This is a genomic window from Chlamydia crocodili (assembly GCF_018343815.1).
Taxonomy (GTDB): Bacteria; Chlamydiota; Chlamydiia; order Chlamydiales; family Chlamydiaceae; genus Chlamydia; species Chlamydia crocodili.
Map to the genome: position 1 here is coordinate 1,146,422 of NZ_CP060791.1, position 18,238 is coordinate 1,164,659.

Here is an 18,238-nt window from a genome sequence, read left to right on the forward strand (position 1 = left end):
AATGCTCTCAAAGGTAATTTTTTATAAAATTTTAGATCAAGTTAGTCAGATTGATTTTAGAGATCAAGGCTTTCTTATAAATCAGTAAGATATAGAGAAAATTATAATTTTTCTTCTATAAAGGAGAGGATTAATGTCGTTAATATTAAATAACTTTAATCTTCTTTATAAAACAGAAGCTGTATTTAAAAAACTTGGATTTAGAAATATACCTATGCTAAAGTCTTTTCAGGCAAACATTAAACCAGGTTTTTACTAAGTTAATCATTTGGTTTTTGGTTAAAATGTACTAAAATTGATTAATTCTGGAGCTTTTATGTCCGGTACTGATCCAGATTTTTATTTGCGCCAAGCTGCAAATTATTTACATAAGGGAAAGGTTATAGCTTTTCCGACAGATACTGTCTATGGTTTAGCCGTAGCATTAGATGCTCCAAATGCTGAAGAATGTATTTATTCTCTAAAACATAGAGATAGAAGCAAGTCTTTAGTTGTCTATGTCAATACACTTAAGGATATCGAAAAATTCTCTGGTTATCCATTATCTTCCCAAGCTATTAAACTGGCTCATGAGTTCCTTCCAGGACCATTAACTTTACTTATAGATCATAAAAATGCTAGATTTTCTCAAGAAAAATTAGGATTTAGGATTCTATCCCTCCCAATAATAGAAAGGCTTATTGACTTATCAGGTCCTTTACTAGGAACCTCTGCAAATATTTCAAATTTTCCTCCAGCAGTAGTTTCTGAAGAGGTTGTTGAAGATTTTTCTAATGATGATATTTTCATTATTCCAGGTCAATGTTCCTATGGATTGGAATCAACAGTAATATCTACAGATCCTTTAAAGATATATCGTGAGGGGATAATTTCTCGTCAGTCTATTGAAGAAATAATGGGGGAAACGATAGCTCCCTGCTTAGCGAGGCATGGATTTGCTCAACATATTAGAATTTATACTCTAAAGGATGATGATGCCCTAAATCAGTTTCTTTCATCCCATCCTGATTTTCAAGGTATTATCTGTAAAGATCCTCAACCACGTACCTTTTATCCCACTTTACGAAAAGCGTTAAGATCCTCGGAACCTACTGTTATATTTATTTATGATCAGGAAACATCTTTGTATCCAGAACTTACGTCTTATCTAGCACCCTATACTTATATGCACTAGGTGAATTTCATGATTATAGATATGCATTGCGACCTTCTTTCTCATGAGACTTTTTCTGACCAAGATCCTTGTGTTCGTTGTTCTCCTAATCAATTGCTCTCTGGAGGAGTCAATAAGCAGGTTTGTGCTATATTTACTGAGCATAGCGAAAGTTCTCCAAGTGCTGATAAACAAAACCAACTATTTTTCAGCCTTCCAGAATCAGATAAACGTATACAACTCATCTCTTTTGATTCCGGTATTTTAGATAAAGATCCTAGTAAAAATTTTCTCTCGATTGTTCGCAGTATAGAAAACGCCTCTGGATTAGGCTCTGATTACCAACATCTCAGAGAACTTTTGAATAAGCTTATAGATCTATTTTCTATGGGACCCATTGCTTATTTAGGTATTGTCTGGAATGGAAGAAATCGTTTTGGAGGAGGTATTTTAGATCCCCATAAACTGACTGCTGACGGGAAACGTCTATTAGAGGTTATGGATCAACTAGCTATTCCTATAGATCTTAGTCATTGTTGTGATAGGCTTGCCGATGATATCCTAGACTATACTCTGGATAAATTGCCTACTATCCAGGTTCTTGCTAGTCATTCTAACTTCCGAGAAGTTCAAAATATCCCTAGGAACCTTACTAGTGCTCATGCAAAAGAAATCGCGTCTAGGGGTGGCGTGATTGGCTTGAACATTGTGAACTACTTCGTGGGGTCATCTTTAAAAGATTTGCAACAGCATATCTACCACGCTGAAAAAATGGGAATCTTAGATAAAATCGTCCTGGGAACAGACTTTTTCTATTCGGATGAACATGAAAAGTTTTTTCCTGAATGCTCTACCGCTAAAGATCATCCGAATATCCATACGATTCTACAAAATAGTTTGCATATAGAAGATGTCGAAAAGATACTTTGGCGATCTGCTCAGATATTTTTAGATCAAACATTACGTCGTCAACAAGAAAGAAGAAAAATTCGTTTAGATATATAAAAAAAGCCCAAAGCGTACTTTGAGCTTTTTTAAAGATGATTTTAACAAAAGAAGATGAATCCTAGGAGTTTTCGTCAGCCTCTTCAGCTTCCTCTGTATCGTTATTTTGTTGATTTCTTTCATCAGACGATTGCTCATTTGATGAGGAACTTTCAGAAGAGGAAGTAACTGTTGTGGAAGACGAGCCGCTTCTGGATGATTTCCTATTTTCCCACCAGTTATTAAAACGAGTACGTACAGTTGGGCTACCAGACGCATTAGCATTTAACGAAAGACTAGAACCACTTCTTCTTATTAGAGTAGGAGACGATAGTTGTTCGGCTCTATTTAATCGTTGTTGTATTTGGTCTATTGTTAATTTAGCTGCATTTAATTCTGCTGTTTTTTCTAGTAATTGACGATTTAATCTAGCAATTTCTGTATCAAAATCATTATTTAATCTAGTTATTAAATCCTGTTGGTTAGTCAAAGCTTTAGATAAATCATCATCAAGAGTAGCTATATTGTTAGCTTTTTCTTGAGCATCCGCAATTAGATCTCTAATTCTACCTTCGAGTTGCTGTACTTTAGCTTTCTCAGAAGTCAATTCAGCCTGAAGTGCTTGAATTTGCTCTTCTCTTTGCTGAATAGTAGTTTCAGCTTCTTGCATACGTGTCTGAAGCGCGCTGTTTTCTTCTCTGGCCTGTGTTAATCCTTCTTCAGATTGCTGTAAACGTGATTGTAGATCGGTAATAGTTTGTTTCCCTGTCTCAAGTTCTCCAGAAATTTCTGCAAGCTGTCTTTGAGATTCACCTAACTCTGCTTGTAGATGGGTAACCTCTTCCGTTTTCTGTTCGACTAATCCCTTAATTCTTATAATTTCACTAGCTAACACATCTTCTTCTTGATGGGATGAAGAGGGCTTTCTAAGAATACGCATAGCTATCCCAAACGAGATCAGACTTGTACCTAAGGCAAGAACCGTGGCTCCCAAAGCAATAGAAAATGCTGAAGGTAAATTAGCAATCGTAAGGGTTAAAAGTAGAATCCCAGATATAACTAAAATAATACCCACAGCAATAAGGGTGAGACTAACAACCTTACGACTAATATGAGAATCCTGACAGACCCGTTTTAATACGGAAACCTTTTCTATTGCCTCTTCATGAGAGGAGGAACGTGATATAGGAGAAGCCATACTTGAAACTATTTAAAATAATAAAAATCGATGAAAATTTTAACAAATATGTTATTAATTTTCAGTAAAAAGAAATGAAAATAAAATCTTACAATATAAAAAGATTCAAGGTTTCTTTCCTCGTGCAAAACAACAAAATGCAAACCTTAGAAATTAAGAGGCTAATACTTTATAATAAAGTTTTAACTCTTTAAAAATTAAAGAGTTGTCAAGATTTCTTTGCAATTAAGCACTATTGAGGTGCTGTAATTTCAGCTAGGACCCATCAAGTCCTTCACTGGCATCTTCAAAATCGTCATCGGATTCATTAGCATCATTACTAGAGGACGAATCTCCTGTCTGTTCATCTCCTTGTATTTCAACAATAGTGTCTGGATAAGTGATGGCTAGTAGAGTGCTCGAAATGGTTTCTGTTGCTAGAGTCGGAGCAGCGGCTTTCTTTGTGCCAGGTAGGAAAGAACTTATATATTGTGATGTAGATGAAATAGACGAAGAAATTGCACCTAACCATGACGAGGTTGCGGGAGCCGGGGTAATCAGTTTTTCTAGTTCTAAACTCGAAATTCGGTTTTTGTAGTGCGTGATTTGAGCACTTTTTGAAGTGAGTTCAGTAGTTAGGTTTAAATTTCTAGTATTAGCTTCCTGAAGATTATGTTCTAATAAGGTTGAGCGCGTCACCGCACTTTCTAAACTTCTTTCGAATACCGTTCTTTCTGTTTTTCTTAACTCTTGTTCGTATTGCATTAAATACAGATGGGTAACTCCTTGAGCACTCAAACTAAAGGCTCGGATATCTTGAAGACCTCCGATAAATAGAGCGGCTCCTGTAATACCTAGACCTAAACTAATTCCAGGACGGAACCAAGTAGTTAGCAAAAGCTGAGAAATAACAGCACCAACTATGCAGCCTATACCGAGAATAATTTCACCTAAGGCGATTAGCGTTCTAGTTTTCCCCATACAATGGACCCTACCATAGGTTAACACATCTAACGATGAGGGGAAGAGTATAGATAAAACAGGTTCTGTATTCTTTTCTTTTGGAATGGGCAGCCCGTGGTCCCTAAGAGCATTTTTTATTTCTAGGTAGTTCTTTCTCCAAATAGCGTTTTGAAAATAGACAACCTTGAGACAGTAAGCAATGACCGCAGAGCCTATAATAATTCCAGAAACTCCTAGAGAAATACTTAAAGCTGAAGTGAGCCCCAAAGGAAGGATCAATACGCAAACCCCAACAAGAAGTAGGATGATGCCTAGAGCAAAAGCTCCGATAACAGCGAGAAAAGTCTGTCTTTCATTTTTAATGAAGTTGTGGTTATTCGCCAAAACAGAAATGTTTCTAACTTGATTCTGTGAATTTCTAACTTGAATCTCAGCGGGGATAACCATAAAATTAACAAAAAACTTTCTCAAAAGAAATATGCTACCATCTGATTATAAATCATGTAAATCTAATTTTGTTTTAAAAAACCAAAGTTAGTTTTCATTATTATTACGATACAACGAAACAAATATAATATTATTTTTTTGAAAAACCAAGAAGTGAGAGCGGCTCCACAAGCATGTAGAGCAGACTCTCAAATTTTGATTAATTAGAAGAAAAGCTACAAGACTGATTCTTGTAATGAGATTGAATGACTTCTACAGCATCTTCTGATGAATCAACCAGGTATAAGTTTTGTGGACACGTATGAGTATAGTGTAAATTCTTCATCCACTCTACCAGAGGTCCCCAAAATTCTGTTCCTACAAGGACGACCGGATTTGGAACTTCTTGATACCTAAAGTTATCTAAAGCAAAGAAAACTTCATCTACTGTACCTAATCCCCCAGGGAATATAATACAGCCCGAAGAATTTCCGATCATTCCCTGTAAACGGTGGGAAATATGGGAAACCTGACAATAATTTTCTTGAGGTATATGATCATTCAAGTCCTCACCTTTTAAGATGAATCCTAAAGATACTCCTCCGGCCTGTGCAGCTCCAGAATTAGCGGCTTCCATAATTCCAGGACCTGATCCTGTAACCACGGAATAACCGTTTTTAGCTAATGAAAGACCTGCATTTTTAGCCTCTTTATAATTTTCGTCTGTAGGGCAACATCCTCCTGCCACAACTATCCATGGACCATGATCTTGATAAAATTGAGTTGAAGAGACGATCTGCTCACAATCATTAATATGCTTAGCTTCCCAGTCCTGAGAAGATGCGATTGATGTGGGAACACACATTAGTAATGAAAAACAGATAAATCGCATTTTATAAAAAATTAATCTCATAAACAAACACAATATTTATATCTAAAGCTAAGCATTTTAATTATTTAGGAATATAAAAGTCTATATACAAGAAAGTGTTTTATAAACTTTACACAATTTTAATTATAAGATAGCGTCTATGGCTCAATACTATTTCAGGTGTACATTGAGTCGTGCGTCAACGGTGTTTTTAAGAATTTATTAATCAGATAATTTAGAGATTAAAAAGTTTTCATCATGCAAATGAAATATTTTAACCAGTTATTAAACATGAAATATGCCCTATTTTCGATCATATTCTTATCCGCGACAACAGCATTTGCTTTGACGTTTCCTGAAATTTCGTCAATATTTTCTGAAAAGGGATTGATAACACTATTAATTGGGGGATTTGCTTTTTTCTGCGCCAGAACAGCGGGGATCTTAATAAATCAGATTATCGATTACAACATAGACAAAAAAAACCCTAGAACCTCTTTTAGAGTACTACCTTCAAAAAAGCTCTCATTCAACTTTGTTTTATTAGTTACAGCTATTGCTTTGTTCTTCTTTGTCACTCTATGTATGTTTTTAAATAAAGAGTGCGCGTGGTTAGCTTTAATATCTACCATTCTTATGGTTGCTTATGCTTATGCAAAGCGTGTTACTTACTTATGTCATTGGATGCTGGGATTAATTTATTATCTGGCAATTCTTATGAATTTTTATTCCCTATCTTCGGGCCCTCTTTCTTTAAAGGTGTTTACCATAGTTTCTTTGTGGGGAATAACGGCAGCAATGATCATTGCTGCTAATGATATTATCTATGCAATTCAGGATTTGGATTTCGATAGAAAAGAAAAGCTCTACAGTGTTCCTGCATGTTTTGGAAAAGAAAAAGCTATACGTATTGCTTCAGTATGCTTAGTGATCAGCTTAGTATCCTATATAGTGATGTCTTTACTCGCATCTTTCACTAAATTAGGTCTTGTATTATCTCTTTTCCCAATCTTAGTCATTTGTAAAACCATTAAAAACTATCATGAAATGCACAAGAATAAAGCTAATCTTGAAAGATGTTTCTTTAAGGGAAATATTTACCTTGCTTTATCCTTTTTCCTGGTCATGATAAGTTTATTACTTTCGTAATGTTAATAGATACGCATGAAACGTTATATTGTAGGTGTCTCCGGAGCTTCTGGAATAATCTTAGCCGTAAAGCTGATAGAAGAATTATCTAAAATGAAACACGATGTTGAGGTAATTCTTTCTCCAGCCGCTATGAAAACACTTTATTACGAACTCGATACCTCTTCTTTACTTTCTTTAATTCCCGAAGAAAACCATTGCTATATTCATCAACACAACATCAAATCTATAGAGAGTAAATTAGCTTCAGGATCTTATCATGTGGATGCTACCGTTATAGTTCCCTGTAGCATGGCGACAATAGCAGCTCTTTCGGTGGGATTGGGGGATAATCTATTAAGAAGAGTAGCTGATGTTGCTTTAAAAGAACGCAGAAAATTGATTCTAGTTCCTAGGGAAAGTCCCTTACATGCGATTCATTTAGAAAATTTACTCAAATTATCGCAAAATGGGGCTATTATTTTTCCTCCTATGCCGATGTGGTACTTCAAACCACAAACAGTCGAGGATATTACCAATGATATTGTTGGGAAAATTCTGTCTCTATTAGATGTAAAAAGTGACTTAGAAAAAGTTTGGGCGAATCCCGCTTAATTCGTGCGTTTACCATTAATTACTTCATGAAGATTTTCAATTGCAATAAATGCATAGGGATCTTCTCTATGGACAATTTCTTTAAGTTGTGAAAGCTGTAAGCGTTCTACAACAATGTAAAGAACATTTCTAGGTTCTCCAGAATATCCACCTTCAGCATGGATATAAGTAAGACCAACACCCAAATTCTCCATAAGAATATGGCCTAGTTTTCTTGGAGAAGAAGTGATAATAGTTACGGACTTAGTATCTTCAAGTCCTAAAATCACCATATCCATAACCTTTGTAGCAATACCATAAGTTAAGAATGAAACGAATGCTGTGTGCCAATTTTGATAAACAATTCCGGCTAACGCAAAGATGAAAAAGTTCGCAAAGAGGATAACCTGACCAACAGTATAGCCTCTTTTCTTGTTGATGATAATACCTAGAATCTCAGTGCCATCTGTAGATCCTCCATGACGGATAATCAAACCACAACCCACACCGATAATAGCCCCACCAAATACTACGGTTTCCATCTCTGATCCCTTGAAAACTATAGGATTGAAACCAAACCATAGAGGGAGAGAGTCGATGAGCCATAAGGCACAAGAAAAGATGATCACAGCGGTCATCATCTGAATGACAAAATATTTACCAATTTGTTTAAAAGCCAAGATAACAAAAGGCAAGTTAAACAATATTAAACAGAATGGGAGGTACTTATGACCAAAGAAATGGGAGGCAATAAGAGATAAACCTACAATACCGCCGTCGATAAGTTCATTAGGGACTAAGACCATTTGAACTCCACAGGCAGCAAGAAACCCTCCAAGAATAAACCAACTCAGGGTCTTGGAAAAGTACAGAGGAAAGCTAAACTTCGTTAAACGAGTTCCATGGGGCATTTTCAACCTCTGATTGAATGTTCGCGAGAGACGGGGCTTGAACCCGCAACTTCCGCCTTGACAGGGCGGTGCTCTAACCAATTGAACTACTCCCGCAAATGGACACGACAGGATTTGAACCTATGACCCCCTGTGTGTAAGACAGGTGCTCTAACCGCTGAGCTACGCATCCAAACAAGATTAGGTGCATACATTAACAGAAGAAATAGTTTAATCACAACCATTTTTACTCCGATAATGAAGAAAGCTCACTATTCTAAGTGCATATTAGAGAGATTAATTTTATTTTCGCTCTCAAAGACATCCAAAGGCATATTTTAATGTATATGTTAATTAGATAAGAATGATCATATATAAGAAATTAGGGCCATGGATCGGCCCTAAACAAACTGGAAGCTAAGGATTATTTTCTCATAGCGATAGTATTGGCAAAGTTATGAAATCCTACCTGTAGTTGTTGGAATTCTTTCAAAGAAAGAGTTGCTATAGGAGAACTTCTAACTACTAAAGGAGCCACAGAAATATAGTTATCTAAGATGGCTTGATATTCTTCAGAAGGAGCTTCTCCTACAACCATAGGACAATTAGTTAATGCAAAAATCTTAGAATCTCCATTGCAAAGTAAGAGTTTAGGAACCCCACAAGAATATTCTTCTCCACCAGAAACAAATCGCATTCCTTTCCAAGGCTTGCTATTGGCAGGAAAATTAACATTAAGAACCACAGGATGTGAACCAAAAGGCAAGGATAAAGCGTACAAAGATAAAGACTTTAGTATCTCCGGAACATTAGGATTATTCTCCTGAAAAGCACAGATTCTCTTTTCTTGAGAAAGCCCTATTGCAGGAATCCCATATAAAATAGCTTCCATAGCTGCCCCGGTGGTTCCAGAATAAAAAACATGTCTTCCTGCATTAGATCCACTATTAATTCCAGATAACACAAGATCTGGCAAAGCATCTTTAAATAAGTAGCTCAAAGCGATTTTCACACAATCTACAGGAGTCCCAGAAACCGACCAAGCGCCTGCAACAGGTTGAGGATAATCATAAGGTTGTAAAATTACAGATTCACGGCAGGTGAATGCCATGCTTTTTGCAGATTGCTCTGTAGCAGGAGCTACTATATAAATATCAGCAAAATCAGCCTTTAATAAATTGGATACTAATAGGGTCATTCCTTTAGAGGAAATTCCATCATCATTAGTTAATAAAATTTTCATTCTTTTTTTGCTCTGATCAGACTTCTCTGAAACACTAGCCTCTTTTTCTTTAGAGAAGGCAGTTGTTAAAGGGAAACACATTAATAACGCGCAAAAAAGATACTGAATTCTAAAAAAATGAATTTTCATAAAAAATACTTGTTTAGACTATCTAGGGCACAAAAAATAAACAGATAGAATCATAAATAGCTATGATAAAATATCTATGTGATATTTAAACAATTTTAATTTTTAGGATAGCGAAGAAGGCTTATAAAGCACTTATACATGATGAAAAATTCTGGAACATCTATTTCTTAACATGGAAGATGAGACGCACATACATTTTCTAGCTAAAGAATTTATGAAGTAGATAATTTTCGACTGCCATGAGAATGATTTTCAATCGGAAATACCTACCTCACTTATTTGTTTTAGACATCGGATAATCTAGTATCAGCTTCAGAACCAATGAATACTTCGAAATCTTCCTGTAGTTCTTGAAATTCTAATTCACTAGTTAAAGCTAGTGGAGAATTTCTTACTAATAAAGGAACTACTGTAATGTAATTGTCTAAAAGAGAGCGGCATTCATCAGAGATATCTTCATCTATTACTATCTGACAATCACTTAGAGAAAAACTCTTACGTTTACCATCGCTACTTAAAAGTTTGGGTAAACCGCAAGCAAATTCTTTCCCTGTAGTAACAAGTCGCATTCCTTTCCAGGCCTCATTACGTTCACTAGCAGGAAAATTGACATTGAAACCCGTAAGAATAGGGAAGGGGGTCGATAAAGCATATAATGATAGCTTTTTCAATAGTTCGGGAGCGGAATCTTCTTGAAAGAAGGAAATGTGTTGCTCTTGAGAAAATGCTATTGAGGGAATACCTGATAAAATGGCTTCCATAGCTGCTCCAGCAGTTCCGGAGTAAAAGATATTTCTTCCCGCATTAGATCCGTGATTGATACCCGATAATACAAGATCAGGCAAAGAATCGCGGAATAAATCACCCAGGGCAAGTTTTACGCAATCTACGGGACTACCGGAAACAGACCAAGCACCCGCAACATCTTGTGGATAATCAACATTTTCCATAGAGACGGGTTGTGTATAGGAAAATGACATACTTTTTCCTGATTGTTCTGTACTCGGAGCTACTATATATAAATCTGCGAAATTAGCTTTTAGTAAGTTAGCGACTAAAAGGCTCATTCCTTTCGCCGAAATGCCGTCATCGTTAGTTAATAGAATCTTTAATCTTTTGTTCATAGAATTACCAAGAAAATAAATCTTACTATAAATATTTTAGTAAGACTAATCTAGAAAAATATATTTAATTAGTTTTGATTTTTTGTGCTTTTGACAACCCTTGTTGTTCAACTGCTAAAGCAATATTATGTCGTGCTTGAGGGAAAATGTCTTCTAGCAATTTTAAAACAGATTCTGTTTTTGTTCTTAAAGAGACAACAGGGCAACGACAGGTAACACGAGCGAAGCCACTTTCTTTAGCAAACTTACGTATCCATGATTCAGGGGTAAGAATCAAAGGACGTAAAATTGTAATATCAAAATGTACCATGTCTAAAACAGGTAACATCCCGGCAAACTCTGCTTTATGTAGAAGATTCATTAAAGCTGTTTGCACGACATCGTCTCGGTGATGTCCAAAAGCTACCGCAGTAGCCCCTATTTCTTTTGCTGCTTGAAAAAGTAGCCGTCTTCTAACCTGAGAACATGAATAGCATTCTGGAACCTCAGGATCATAAGGGGAAACAATAGATGTAAAAGGAACCTGGATTTTATCACAGATATTTGCTAAGTATTTCTGGTTAACTTCTGCACCACAGGAATATTTCCCACCGATATTAACAGCGTAAAGATCAAGTTCAGGAAAACCTCTTCCTGAAATTGCCTTGAGCATTAGAAGTAACGAAAGGCTATCTTTACCACCGCTAAGAGCCACAACAATCTTAGTGTGATTTTCTAACATAGAATAAGTGTATAAAGCTTTGCGGACCAAACTTTCTATGCGTTTGCCAGCTTTAATCCAAGGTGGATGTAAGTGCAGAATAGACATAGAAAAATAGTAAAAGGATAGAACAAAGCTTGCAATACAATCTTAGTTTATAGGAAAACTTATAATTGGTTTTTATCCTTATCTTATTTAAACTTTCCTTTAAACGCTTCGCTTTGAAAAGGATTACATGTCAAAAAAAGTTAATAGAAATGATCCATGCCCATGCGGTTCTAATAAGAAATATAAGCAATGCTGTCTTGCTAAAGATAGTCAACCCGCGCGTTATACTTCTGAAGGTAAATTTAAATTTTCTGCAGAAGTTCTCGCTTCAGGTCAAGCAGGGAATAGTTGCACACAATTATTTCAACGTCTCTCTGAAAGTTTGACGTCTGAGCAAAAGCAAGCGATTGATAAATATCACGAGATTACCAAGAATAAAACAGCGCCTGGAAAGAAAACTGTCAAAAAAGCTCAAGCTAAAGAAGACCGTTTGGTTTCAGAGCAACTTAAGAAGCATAATTTTCAAGTTATGGAGACGAATCTCTCTACAGAGCATTCGATTGAACAAACTAATCAAGACACAAGTTTTGTTTCCGAAGACTTTATTCCTACACAAGAAGACTATCGCATATCAGAAAATACTGATTCTGACTTGGAAGAAAATAACCAATAGCGTATAAATTGATTTCCTATTGGTTAATAAAGTTTTCTATTCAAGCAATAGGTTTCCTAAGTTTTTCGCTGGAGTAGCTCAATTGGCAGAGCATTCGATTTGTAATCGAACGGTTGAGGGTTCAAGTCCTTTCTCCAGCATTTTTTGGGGGTGTCGCATAGCGGTCAATTGCATCGGACTGTAAATCCGACTCCTTACGGATACGTTGGTTCAAATCCAGCCACCCCCAATTTTTTCTTTTTCTTTACCGCCTTCTTTTTTATTACTAATTTAGTTATTAAAAGTTAATTTATTTTAAAATAATTTAACTAAACATATTAGAAATTGACCATTATTTTATTATCTGATTTTTATTAGAAAAAATTGGAATAATAAAATAATAAATGACTACTTCTAATTCTAATGATAATAATAATGACTGCTATTTCTATGTAGATTCTACTTTAGAAGGTGATGTTGTTGCGGGAAATGTACAAACCAACGACACCAAATCTGATTCGATAGTTTCTACAAATAGCTTTTCTGTAACTAAACCGGGGAACGCTACTTTTCATGGAGCTATAAATGTTTCCGGTCTTACTTCGGCGAACTCACTTACCATAACAAATGCATCAAACAATGCTTCTATAGATTTGCATGGCAATAGGCTCAGTAATGTAGCTCGACCTACTCATGATTCTTCTCCAGTTCCAGCAAATTATATACGCTCTCCTGAATATTTTTTCTGCTCACTTAATCTATATGGAAGAATCAATATCAATACATCGGACCCCATTCCTATTATAGGGCCAGATAGATTGGTGTATCAATCGCAAAACATTTTCTCTCACATACGGTTTGTTGACTATAAAAAAGGAAGTGCCTCCAAGGTTACTTATCCAGGAACTCAATGGGTTCAATTATTGAGTAAAGGGATCTACATGATAGATTATGGCATCAATAAGCGTTGGGGATGGGACAATGGTTGGGGAGGAGATATTCATTTAAGAGATGCATCGGACGTTATTTATAGCACTAACACTATCTATAGTGGCGGAGGCTATGCAGACCAAGGAGCATTAAGCACATCAATACATTTTCAAAATCCTCCTTCTGATCCAAATGATTCTGTGTCTAATGGAAATACCGTAGCAAAATCTCTATTTTGTGCACTTTTAATGCAAAATACTGCGGTATTAAGCGGATTTTATTTTGGTCTCATTTTTTATCCAGAGGATCATACATAGCCATGAATAATAAAAATAAAAACATCCTGAGCTCTACTCCGGCTAATCCTGATAACAAGACTGTAGAAACAGATGCAACGGGGGTAAAAGATCAAAATCTCTATCTAAACAACGCCACATTAAGTATTGATGGGAATTTAAACATCGAAGATGAGTTTAATGCTGACTCACTGACTGTACAAAAAGATGTAAATTCAAACTGTGATTTCTTCGTTGGTGGAAATCTTTCGGGAAACGATAGTTGTTCATTAAAAGAAACTATTCTTAACGGAGATATTACTGTTTCATCTACTTCTGGAACACAGCCTCTTTTTAATAATATTTCAGATCCCGTTTCTCAACGCGATGCAATCACATTCAATTACTATAGAAAGAGTTGCGTACAAGCTTACACTTGTTTTATAGATCATCGCGGCACATCTAATATTGATAAAGATTCCTTAGTATATTTTAAAACAGGATCTTCTAAGGATTTCGAAAATTATACCCCAATGTATCGAAACTATTTTTATGTTGATCCACAACATATTCGAATTCGAACTCCGGGCATCTATCAGGTAACTTTTGAAATAACAAGGATGAATGGACAACACTCAGGAAATGATGAGGTAAATTTATTCTTAAGATTAAATTCAAGTGGACAATCTCAGAATTTATGTACAGCAGATACTCGTGGGCATTATAAGACAGATAGAACGAGCACCTCTTTATACGCTATTTTCTCTATTACAGATGTATCTAGTTCTAATTCACCCTCAGTTACTGTCTTTACAGGAGGTCATATAAATAGCATGTTTTCTACTGTAAGTGTGATCTGGTTCCCATTTGCATCAAGATTTTCTGAGGAGGATTAAAATACGATGTCAACACCTAAAACTAATATCAGTTTCCCTACGTTTGTTCGTTTTAATATCTACTCTAAAGACTTATCTCAGGATAAAAAAACCCGTGCTCTTACTGTAAGAGATACCATAACATCAAAGAACACTACTGTTACCAATCTAACTTGCACTGCAGGAAAACTTAACTGCAGTCAAGACCTATTTGTTGGTGGGGATATGAATGTTAAAATCGGGTCTAATCAAAAGATAGATTTCTATGGAAGGGTAAATCTAACAAACCATACCGTGAAATACACGAGTAGCTTAAATAATAATCAAGAGTATGGACAACAGTACGTTCCCTATGGACGATTTAAACAGACGAAAACCTCTGTTTCTATGCGTTCAGCAACTTCAGGAGGACATGTAAGAACAGGAGAAGTAAAGGGAGGAATTTGGGATATTCCCTGGGATAGATTCCATCAGCAAACCAATCAAATGGAAATTCCTGATTTCAAAATTGAATCAAGTAGACCTGCTGAACTTGCATTTCAAGCAAGTCCATCTAATCCTAAACTCTTCCGGATCACTGTCATTATGGCAAAACATGGAGGTTGGTTAGATAATGGGACAGGAGGAGAATGTCTCTTGATGGCTGTGGTCGGCGGGAAACAAATATTCTTACAAGGATCCACATGCTCAGGAACAAGTTACTACAGATCTAAACCTATGAAATGGGTTGCAACCACATACTTTGCCACACAAAATGGGTTCTTCTTATTAAGAAACTTAAGTTATTGGTGGCGTGTTGCTTCATTTTCTTGGAATGTAGTTCAGCTACCTTATTTTAGATAAAATATTGAACTACAACTTTGCCCGGTAAAATTTATTCTCCGGGCACTTTTTTTATTACTCGACCAACAAGATCATAACCTACATAACCTGTGATCTCGATTAAATAACGCTCCCCGAATCCTGAAACTAAACGCGCTTCATTAACAATAATACAAGGATCAACTTCAGGAGCTTGTCCATAAAAACGTGCTGTTAGCAAGAGTTCGCTATCAGGATGATATCCATCAATAACAGCCTCAACAATTTGCCCAACAATTTGCTTGTTATGCTTTTCAACATTTTTCTTTTGTGTTTGAGAAAGAATCTTAAGTCTTTTCGATTTTACGCTCTGAGATATTTGATCAGGCATTTTCGCAGCTACAGAACCTTCTTCTTGAGAATAAGAAAAGATCCCCAAATTATCGATCCATCCTTCACTAACAAAATCTACAAGATCTTGAAACTCCTCATCGGTCTCTCCAGGAAAACCGACAATGAATGAAGAGCGAATATAAATATGTGGAATACGTGTACGTAGCTTAGTTAATAAGTCTAAAATTTGTTCTTTAGATGTTGTTCTTAACATATTTTTTAAAACATGATTATTAATATGTTGTAGGGGAATATCTACATAGGGGAGTAGACGAGGATCACTTTCCATAAGATCAATAATCGTATCATCAACTTCATCGGGATATAGATAGAGCATACGAATCCAATAGTCTCCCGGCTCTTTGAGCATCTCCTTTAATACACTATCTAAACAAGATTTGCGATCTGCTGAGAGATCTTTACCATAATCACCCAAATCTTGAGCAATTAAAATGATCTCTTTAACACCCATATTTAATAATAGACGAAATTCTTTAATAATTTGATCTAGGGACTTACTTCTTAAACCGCCCTTGATCGTTGGAATAATACAAAAAGCACAACGCTTACGACATCCTTCAGCAATTTTTAAATAAGCATAGTGCTTAGGAGTCGATAGTTTCCTAGGGATCTCTCCCATTTCCAAATAACTTTTGGAAGATAACTTTTCTCCGGCTTCTTTGGATTCGATCGCAGATAGAATATGTTCTACATCTCCAGAACCTAAAACATAATGTATATAGGGGAACCAGGGTTTCAACTCCTCTTTATGCTTAGATACCATACAACCAGTTAATATAATCTTGGCACTTTCCTTTTTTGCCTTAATTATACGTTGAAGATAATCCATAGATTCATCTCGAGCTGCTTTTAAAAAAGCACACGTATTCAAAATTAAATAGTCAGCTTCTTGAAGTATTTCTGTAGCTTCATAACCAGCTTTCAATAAGATACCGAGCATTACCTCACTGTCCACAAGATTTCTAGAACATCCCAAACTAATAAAATGAATTTTATTTTTTGAAGTTGCCTGGTTAAAAAAAACCTGTTCTTTAGTTGTCATGAAAATTCTCTTCTAAATTATGGGGAAGTTTTCTTGATTCTTTTTGAAAATAAATATAGTATCATAAGCGATTTATCATTTTCTTAAAAGGATTCATCAATGGCTAGTAAGAATCGTGAAATCATTAAATTAAAAAGTTCTGAAAGTTCCGATATGTACTGGACTGTTAAAAATAAAAGAAAAACAACAGGTCGACTAGAACTCAAAAAATATGATAGAAAACTGCGTAGGCACGTAATTTTCAAAGAAGCTAAGTAAAAGATTTTATTTACCTGCTAGCTTCTATTCTAAGTTGTTGAGTAGGTCATGAAATTAGAACTTCTAATTGCTTTTAAGTATCTAATACCAAGAAAGAAAAGATTATCTTCTGCCATTGTTTCTATATTTTCAATAGGCATCATTTCTTTAGTCACTTGGTTATCCATTGTTTTTATTTCCGTAATTTATGGTTTAGAACAGCGTTGGATTCATGATCTTTCCCAGCTTCATTCTCCAATAAAAATCTTACCCTCAGCTTTATATTATGATTCTTACTACTATCAAGTAGATAGGCATGCGGATCTTTCTCAATATACAACAAAGACTATAGGAGAAAAACTCGTTTCATCTTTTATAGATCCTTATAATCCAGATTTAGATTACTCTCTTCCTGAGAATTTCCCGATACCTGACATAACTCCAAATGGCGAGTTGAAGGATCCTGTAAAAATAGTCTTTGAATCTCTCACTCCCTATCTAAATCAAAATCAAGGACAGCTTTTGGAATTTGAAGAGGGTATTGGTTATGTGCAAATGGATAAGATTATAGATCCTAGTAAATCAGAATCTCGAACATTTTCCCAATTTGTTGCTTATCCCTCAGACAAGATTTATAAAGATAGGGTGCTTCCCTATGATCATACGGATTATAGCTCGGAGATTTTAAACCCTTTCAACAGTTCTAATGAAGGTTGGGAAAAAGATTTTGCAAATTTACAAAATACTTATCGGGGATCTTCCGTTATTCTTCCCATTAACTATCGTGATATGGGCTATAGGGTAGGGGATAAAGGCAATCTTAGTATTTTCTCTCCAGAAACTCAGAAGGAAATTAAACATCCCGTACATGTTATTGGATTCTACAATCCCGGTTTATCTCCCATGGGCAGTAAGATTGTATTCATTGATATGGATTTAGCTTCCCTAATACGCTCAGAATCTACGGGATTAGGAATGCATAACGGCTTGCATGTCTTCTTTCCTAATACTAAACAAATAACTCTGATTAAAAATCAGATTCAAACTATTTTAAATCAAATGGATGTAGATCAATATTGGGAAGTATCATCTCTTTATGATTATCAGTATTTCAAGCCTATCTTAGATCAGCTTCGTAGTGACCAGGTATTATTTTTATTGATTTCTATTATTATCTTGATCGTTGCCTGTTCGAATGTGGTGACTATGTCCATTCTTCTAGTAAATAATAAGAAGAAAGAAATAGGGATCCTTAAGGCTATGGGAACACCCTCACGTAGCTTAAAGGTCATTTTCAGTTTCTGCGGAGCACTTTCTGGAGCAATTGGTGTGATCCTTGGCACAATCTTTGCAATTATAACAATGAAAAATCTCTCTCTAATTACCCGTGGATTAAGTTATCTACAAGGCAGAGAAGCTTTTAACTCCACATTCTTTGGTCAAGGTCTACCTCAGGAAATCCATATCCCTACAATTGCTATACTAGGATTAGGGACCTTAATCTTAGCGGCTATTTCTGGAGCCTTGCCAGCAAGGAAAGTTGCTAAAATGCACGTCTCGGACATCTTAAAAGCGGAATAAT

At 35.7% G+C, this 18,238-nt stretch carries 18 protein-coding genes and 4 tRNA genes; 12 read left to right on the forward strand and 10 right to left on the reverse strand.

Going from position 1 to position 18,238, the window contains the following annotated elements:
- Window positions 1–316: 316 nt before the first annotated feature.
- Both H9Q19_RS05040 and H9Q19_RS05045 read left to right on the forward strand, forming a co-directional pair.
- Window positions 317–1,174 (forward strand): L-threonylcarbamoyladenylate synthase, encoded by an 858-nt coding sequence (locus tag H9Q19_RS05040; protein ID WP_213240927.1) that lies wholly within the window; start codon window positions 317–319, stop codon window positions 1,172–1,174.
- A 9-nt stretch (window positions 1,175–1,183) separates the two neighbouring features.
- A complete protein-coding gene (locus tag H9Q19_RS05045; RefSeq protein ID WP_213240929.1) occupies window positions 1,184–2,158 on the forward strand; it encodes a membrane dipeptidase in 975 nt (324 codons plus the stop codon).
- A 61-nt stretch (window positions 2,159–2,219) separates the two neighbouring features.
- Here H9Q19_RS05045 and H9Q19_RS05050 read toward each other — a convergent pair whose 3' ends face one another.
- The 3 genes from H9Q19_RS05050 to H9Q19_RS05060 form a co-directional block, all read right to left on the reverse strand.
- Window positions 2,220–3,335, reverse strand: coding sequence for an incA family protein (locus H9Q19_RS05050; RefSeq protein WP_213240931.1), 1,116 nt, complete (start codon window positions 3,333–3,335; stop codon window positions 2,220–2,222).
- Between the two features lie 255 nt (window positions 3,336–3,590).
- Window positions 3,591–4,724, reverse strand: a complete 1,134-nt coding sequence (locus tag H9Q19_RS05055; protein WP_213240933.1) for a CPSIT_0556 family inclusion membrane protein — start codon at window positions 4,722–4,724, stop codon at window positions 3,591–3,593.
- 199 nt (window positions 4,725–4,923) lie between these two features.
- A complete protein-coding gene (locus tag H9Q19_RS05060; protein WP_249324516.1) occupies window positions 4,924–5,595 on the reverse strand; it encodes an LOG family protein in 672 nt (223 codons plus the stop codon).
- A gap of 237 nt (window positions 5,596–5,832) precedes the next feature.
- On the opposite strand from H9Q19_RS05060, the gene H9Q19_RS05065 reads away from it, so the two are divergent.
- Both H9Q19_RS05065 and H9Q19_RS05070 read left to right on the forward strand, forming a co-directional pair.
- Window positions 5,833–6,723: a 4-hydroxybenzoate octaprenyltransferase gene (locus H9Q19_RS05065; RefSeq protein WP_213240935.1), complete on the forward strand. Its 891-nt coding sequence runs from the start codon at window positions 5,833–5,835 to the stop codon at window positions 6,721–6,723.
- Window positions 6,724–6,738: 15 nt separating this feature from the next.
- Entirely contained in the window at window positions 6,739–7,317 is a 579-nt protein-coding gene (locus H9Q19_RS05070) for a flavin prenyltransferase UbiX (RefSeq protein ID WP_213240937.1), read from the forward strand.
- Here H9Q19_RS05070 and H9Q19_RS05075 read toward each other — a convergent pair.
- From H9Q19_RS05075 to H9Q19_RS05100, 6 genes are all read right to left on the reverse strand, one after another.
- Entirely contained in the window at window positions 7,314–8,207 is an 894-nt protein-coding gene (locus tag H9Q19_RS05075; RefSeq protein ID WP_213240939.1) for a YitT family protein, read from the reverse strand. The genes H9Q19_RS05070 and H9Q19_RS05075 overlap by 4 nt on opposite strands.
- A gap of 22 nt (window positions 8,208–8,229) precedes the next feature.
- Window positions 8,230–8,303 (reverse strand) — tRNA-Asp (locus H9Q19_RS05080).
- Between the two features lie 3 nt (window positions 8,304–8,306).
- Window positions 8,307–8,379 (reverse strand) — tRNA-Val (locus H9Q19_RS05085).
- A 231-nt stretch (window positions 8,380–8,610) separates the two neighbouring features.
- On the reverse strand, window positions 8,611–9,429 hold the full coding sequence (surE, locus tag H9Q19_RS05090; RefSeq protein ID WP_249324537.1) for a 5'/3'-nucleotidase SurE: 819 nt from the start codon (window positions 9,427–9,429) through the stop codon (window positions 8,611–8,613).
- A 413-nt stretch (window positions 9,430–9,842) separates the two neighbouring features.
- Window positions 9,843–10,682, reverse strand: coding sequence for a 5'/3'-nucleotidase SurE (gene surE, locus H9Q19_RS05095; protein ID WP_213240943.1), 840 nt, complete (start codon window positions 10,680–10,682; stop codon window positions 9,843–9,845).
- A 64-nt stretch (window positions 10,683–10,746) separates the two neighbouring features.
- Entirely contained in the window at window positions 10,747–11,490 is a 744-nt protein-coding gene (locus H9Q19_RS05100) for a tRNA 2-thiocytidine biosynthesis TtcA family protein (RefSeq protein ID WP_213240945.1), read from the reverse strand.
- 127 nt (window positions 11,491–11,617) lie between these two features.
- Here H9Q19_RS05100 and H9Q19_RS05105 point away from each other — a divergent pair, with 127 nt between their 5' ends.
- From H9Q19_RS05105 to H9Q19_RS05130, 6 genes are all read left to right on the forward strand, one after another.
- The gene (locus H9Q19_RS05105; protein ID WP_213240948.1) at window positions 11,618–12,103 is read left to right on the forward strand and encodes a YecA family protein; all 486 of its coding nucleotides are present in this window, start codon (window positions 11,618–11,620) and stop codon (window positions 12,101–12,103) included.
- A 67-nt stretch (window positions 12,104–12,170) separates the two neighbouring features.
- Window positions 12,171–12,243 (forward strand) — tRNA-Thr (locus tag H9Q19_RS05110).
- 6 nt (window positions 12,244–12,249) lie between these two features.
- A tRNA-Tyr gene (locus tag H9Q19_RS05115) sits at window positions 12,250–12,332 on the forward strand.
- Window positions 12,333–12,486: 154 nt separating this feature from the next.
- Window positions 12,487–13,329, forward strand: coding sequence for a hypothetical protein (locus tag H9Q19_RS05120; RefSeq protein ID WP_213240950.1), 843 nt, complete (start codon window positions 12,487–12,489; stop codon window positions 13,327–13,329).
- 2 nt (window positions 13,330–13,331) lie between these two features.
- Window positions 13,332–14,183 carry a hypothetical protein gene (locus tag H9Q19_RS05125; protein ID WP_213240952.1) on the forward strand — a complete coding sequence of 284 codons (852 nt, stop codon included), beginning with the start codon at window positions 13,332–13,334 and terminating at the stop codon, window positions 14,181–14,183.
- A gap of 6 nt (window positions 14,184–14,189) precedes the next feature.
- Window positions 14,190–15,005, forward strand: a complete 816-nt coding sequence (locus tag H9Q19_RS05130; protein WP_213240954.1) for a hypothetical protein — start codon at window positions 14,190–14,192, stop codon at window positions 15,003–15,005.
- 31 nt (window positions 15,006–15,036) lie between these two features.
- Here the strand turns inward: H9Q19_RS05130 and rimO are convergent, their stop codons facing one another.
- Window positions 15,037–16,419 carry a 30S ribosomal protein S12 methylthiotransferase RimO gene (gene rimO, locus H9Q19_RS05135; RefSeq protein ID WP_213240956.1) on the reverse strand — a complete coding sequence of 461 codons (1,383 nt, stop codon included), beginning with the start codon at window positions 16,417–16,419 and terminating at the stop codon, window positions 15,037–15,039.
- 99 nt (window positions 16,420–16,518) lie between these two features.
- Here rimO and rpmG point away from each other — a divergent pair, with 99 nt between their 5' ends.
- Both rpmG and H9Q19_RS05145 read left to right on the forward strand, forming a co-directional pair.
- Complete coding sequence (gene rpmG, locus H9Q19_RS05140) at window positions 16,519–16,677, forward strand: 50S ribosomal protein L33 (protein ID WP_006343203.1); 159 nt, start codon at window positions 16,519–16,521, stop codon at window positions 16,675–16,677.
- Between the two features lie 48 nt (window positions 16,678–16,725).
- Complete coding sequence (locus H9Q19_RS05145; RefSeq protein WP_213240958.1) at window positions 16,726–18,237, forward strand: ABC transporter permease; 1,512 nt, start codon at window positions 16,726–16,728, stop codon at window positions 18,235–18,237.
- Window position 18,238: the final 1 nt, after the last annotated feature.

Coding starts and splice junctions, on each gene's coding strand:
- H9Q19_RS05040 (WP_213240927.1), top strand. CDS start 317: ATGTCCGGTACTGATCCAGATTTTTATTTGCGCCAAGCTGCAAATTAT.
- H9Q19_RS05045 (WP_213240929.1), top strand. CDS start 1,184: ATGATTATAGATATGCATTGCGACCTTCTTTCTCATGAGACTTTTTCT.
- H9Q19_RS05050 (WP_213240931.1), bottom strand. CDS start 3,335: ATGGCTTCTCCTATATCACGTTCCTCCTCTCATGAAGAGGCAATAGAA.
- H9Q19_RS05055 (WP_213240933.1), bottom strand. CDS start 4,724: ATGGTTATCCCCGCTGAGATTCAAGTTAGAAATTCACAGAATCAAGTT.
- H9Q19_RS05060 (WP_249324516.1), bottom strand. CDS start 5,595: ATGCGATTTATCTGTTTTTCATTACTAATGTGTGTTCCCACATCAATC.
- H9Q19_RS05065 (WP_213240935.1), top strand. CDS start 5,833: ATGCAAATGAAATATTTTAACCAGTTATTAAACATGAAATATGCCCTA.
- H9Q19_RS05070 (WP_213240937.1), top strand. CDS start 6,739: ATGAAACGTTATATTGTAGGTGTCTCCGGAGCTTCTGGAATAATCTTA.
- H9Q19_RS05075 (WP_213240939.1), bottom strand. CDS start 8,207: ATGCCCCATGGAACTCGTTTAACGAAGTTTAGCTTTCCTCTGTACTTT.
- surE (WP_249324537.1), bottom strand. CDS start 9,429: ATGAAAATTTTATTAACTAATGATGATGGAATTTCCTCTAAAGGAATG.
- surE (WP_213240943.1), bottom strand. CDS start 10,682: ATGAACAAAAGATTAAAGATTCTATTAACTAACGATGACGGCATTTCG.
- H9Q19_RS05100 (WP_213240945.1), bottom strand. CDS start 11,490: ATGTCTATTCTGCACTTACATCCACCTTGGATTAAAGCTGGCAAACGC.
- H9Q19_RS05105 (WP_213240948.1), top strand. CDS start 11,618: ATGTCAAAAAAAGTTAATAGAAATGATCCATGCCCATGCGGTTCTAAT.
- H9Q19_RS05120 (WP_213240950.1), top strand. CDS start 12,487: ATGACTACTTCTAATTCTAATGATAATAATAATGACTGCTATTTCTAT.
- H9Q19_RS05125 (WP_213240952.1), top strand. CDS start 13,332: ATGAATAATAAAAATAAAAACATCCTGAGCTCTACTCCGGCTAATCCT.
- H9Q19_RS05130 (WP_213240954.1), top strand. CDS start 14,190: ATGTCAACACCTAAAACTAATATCAGTTTCCCTACGTTTGTTCGTTTT.
- rimO (WP_213240956.1), bottom strand. CDS start 16,419: ATGACAACTAAAGAACAGGTTTTTTTTAACCAGGCAACTTCAAAAAAT.
- rpmG (WP_006343203.1), top strand. CDS start 16,519: ATGGCTAGTAAGAATCGTGAAATCATTAAATTAAAAAGTTCTGAAAGT.
- H9Q19_RS05145 (WP_213240958.1), top strand. CDS start 16,726: ATGAAATTAGAACTTCTAATTGCTTTTAAGTATCTAATACCAAGAAAG.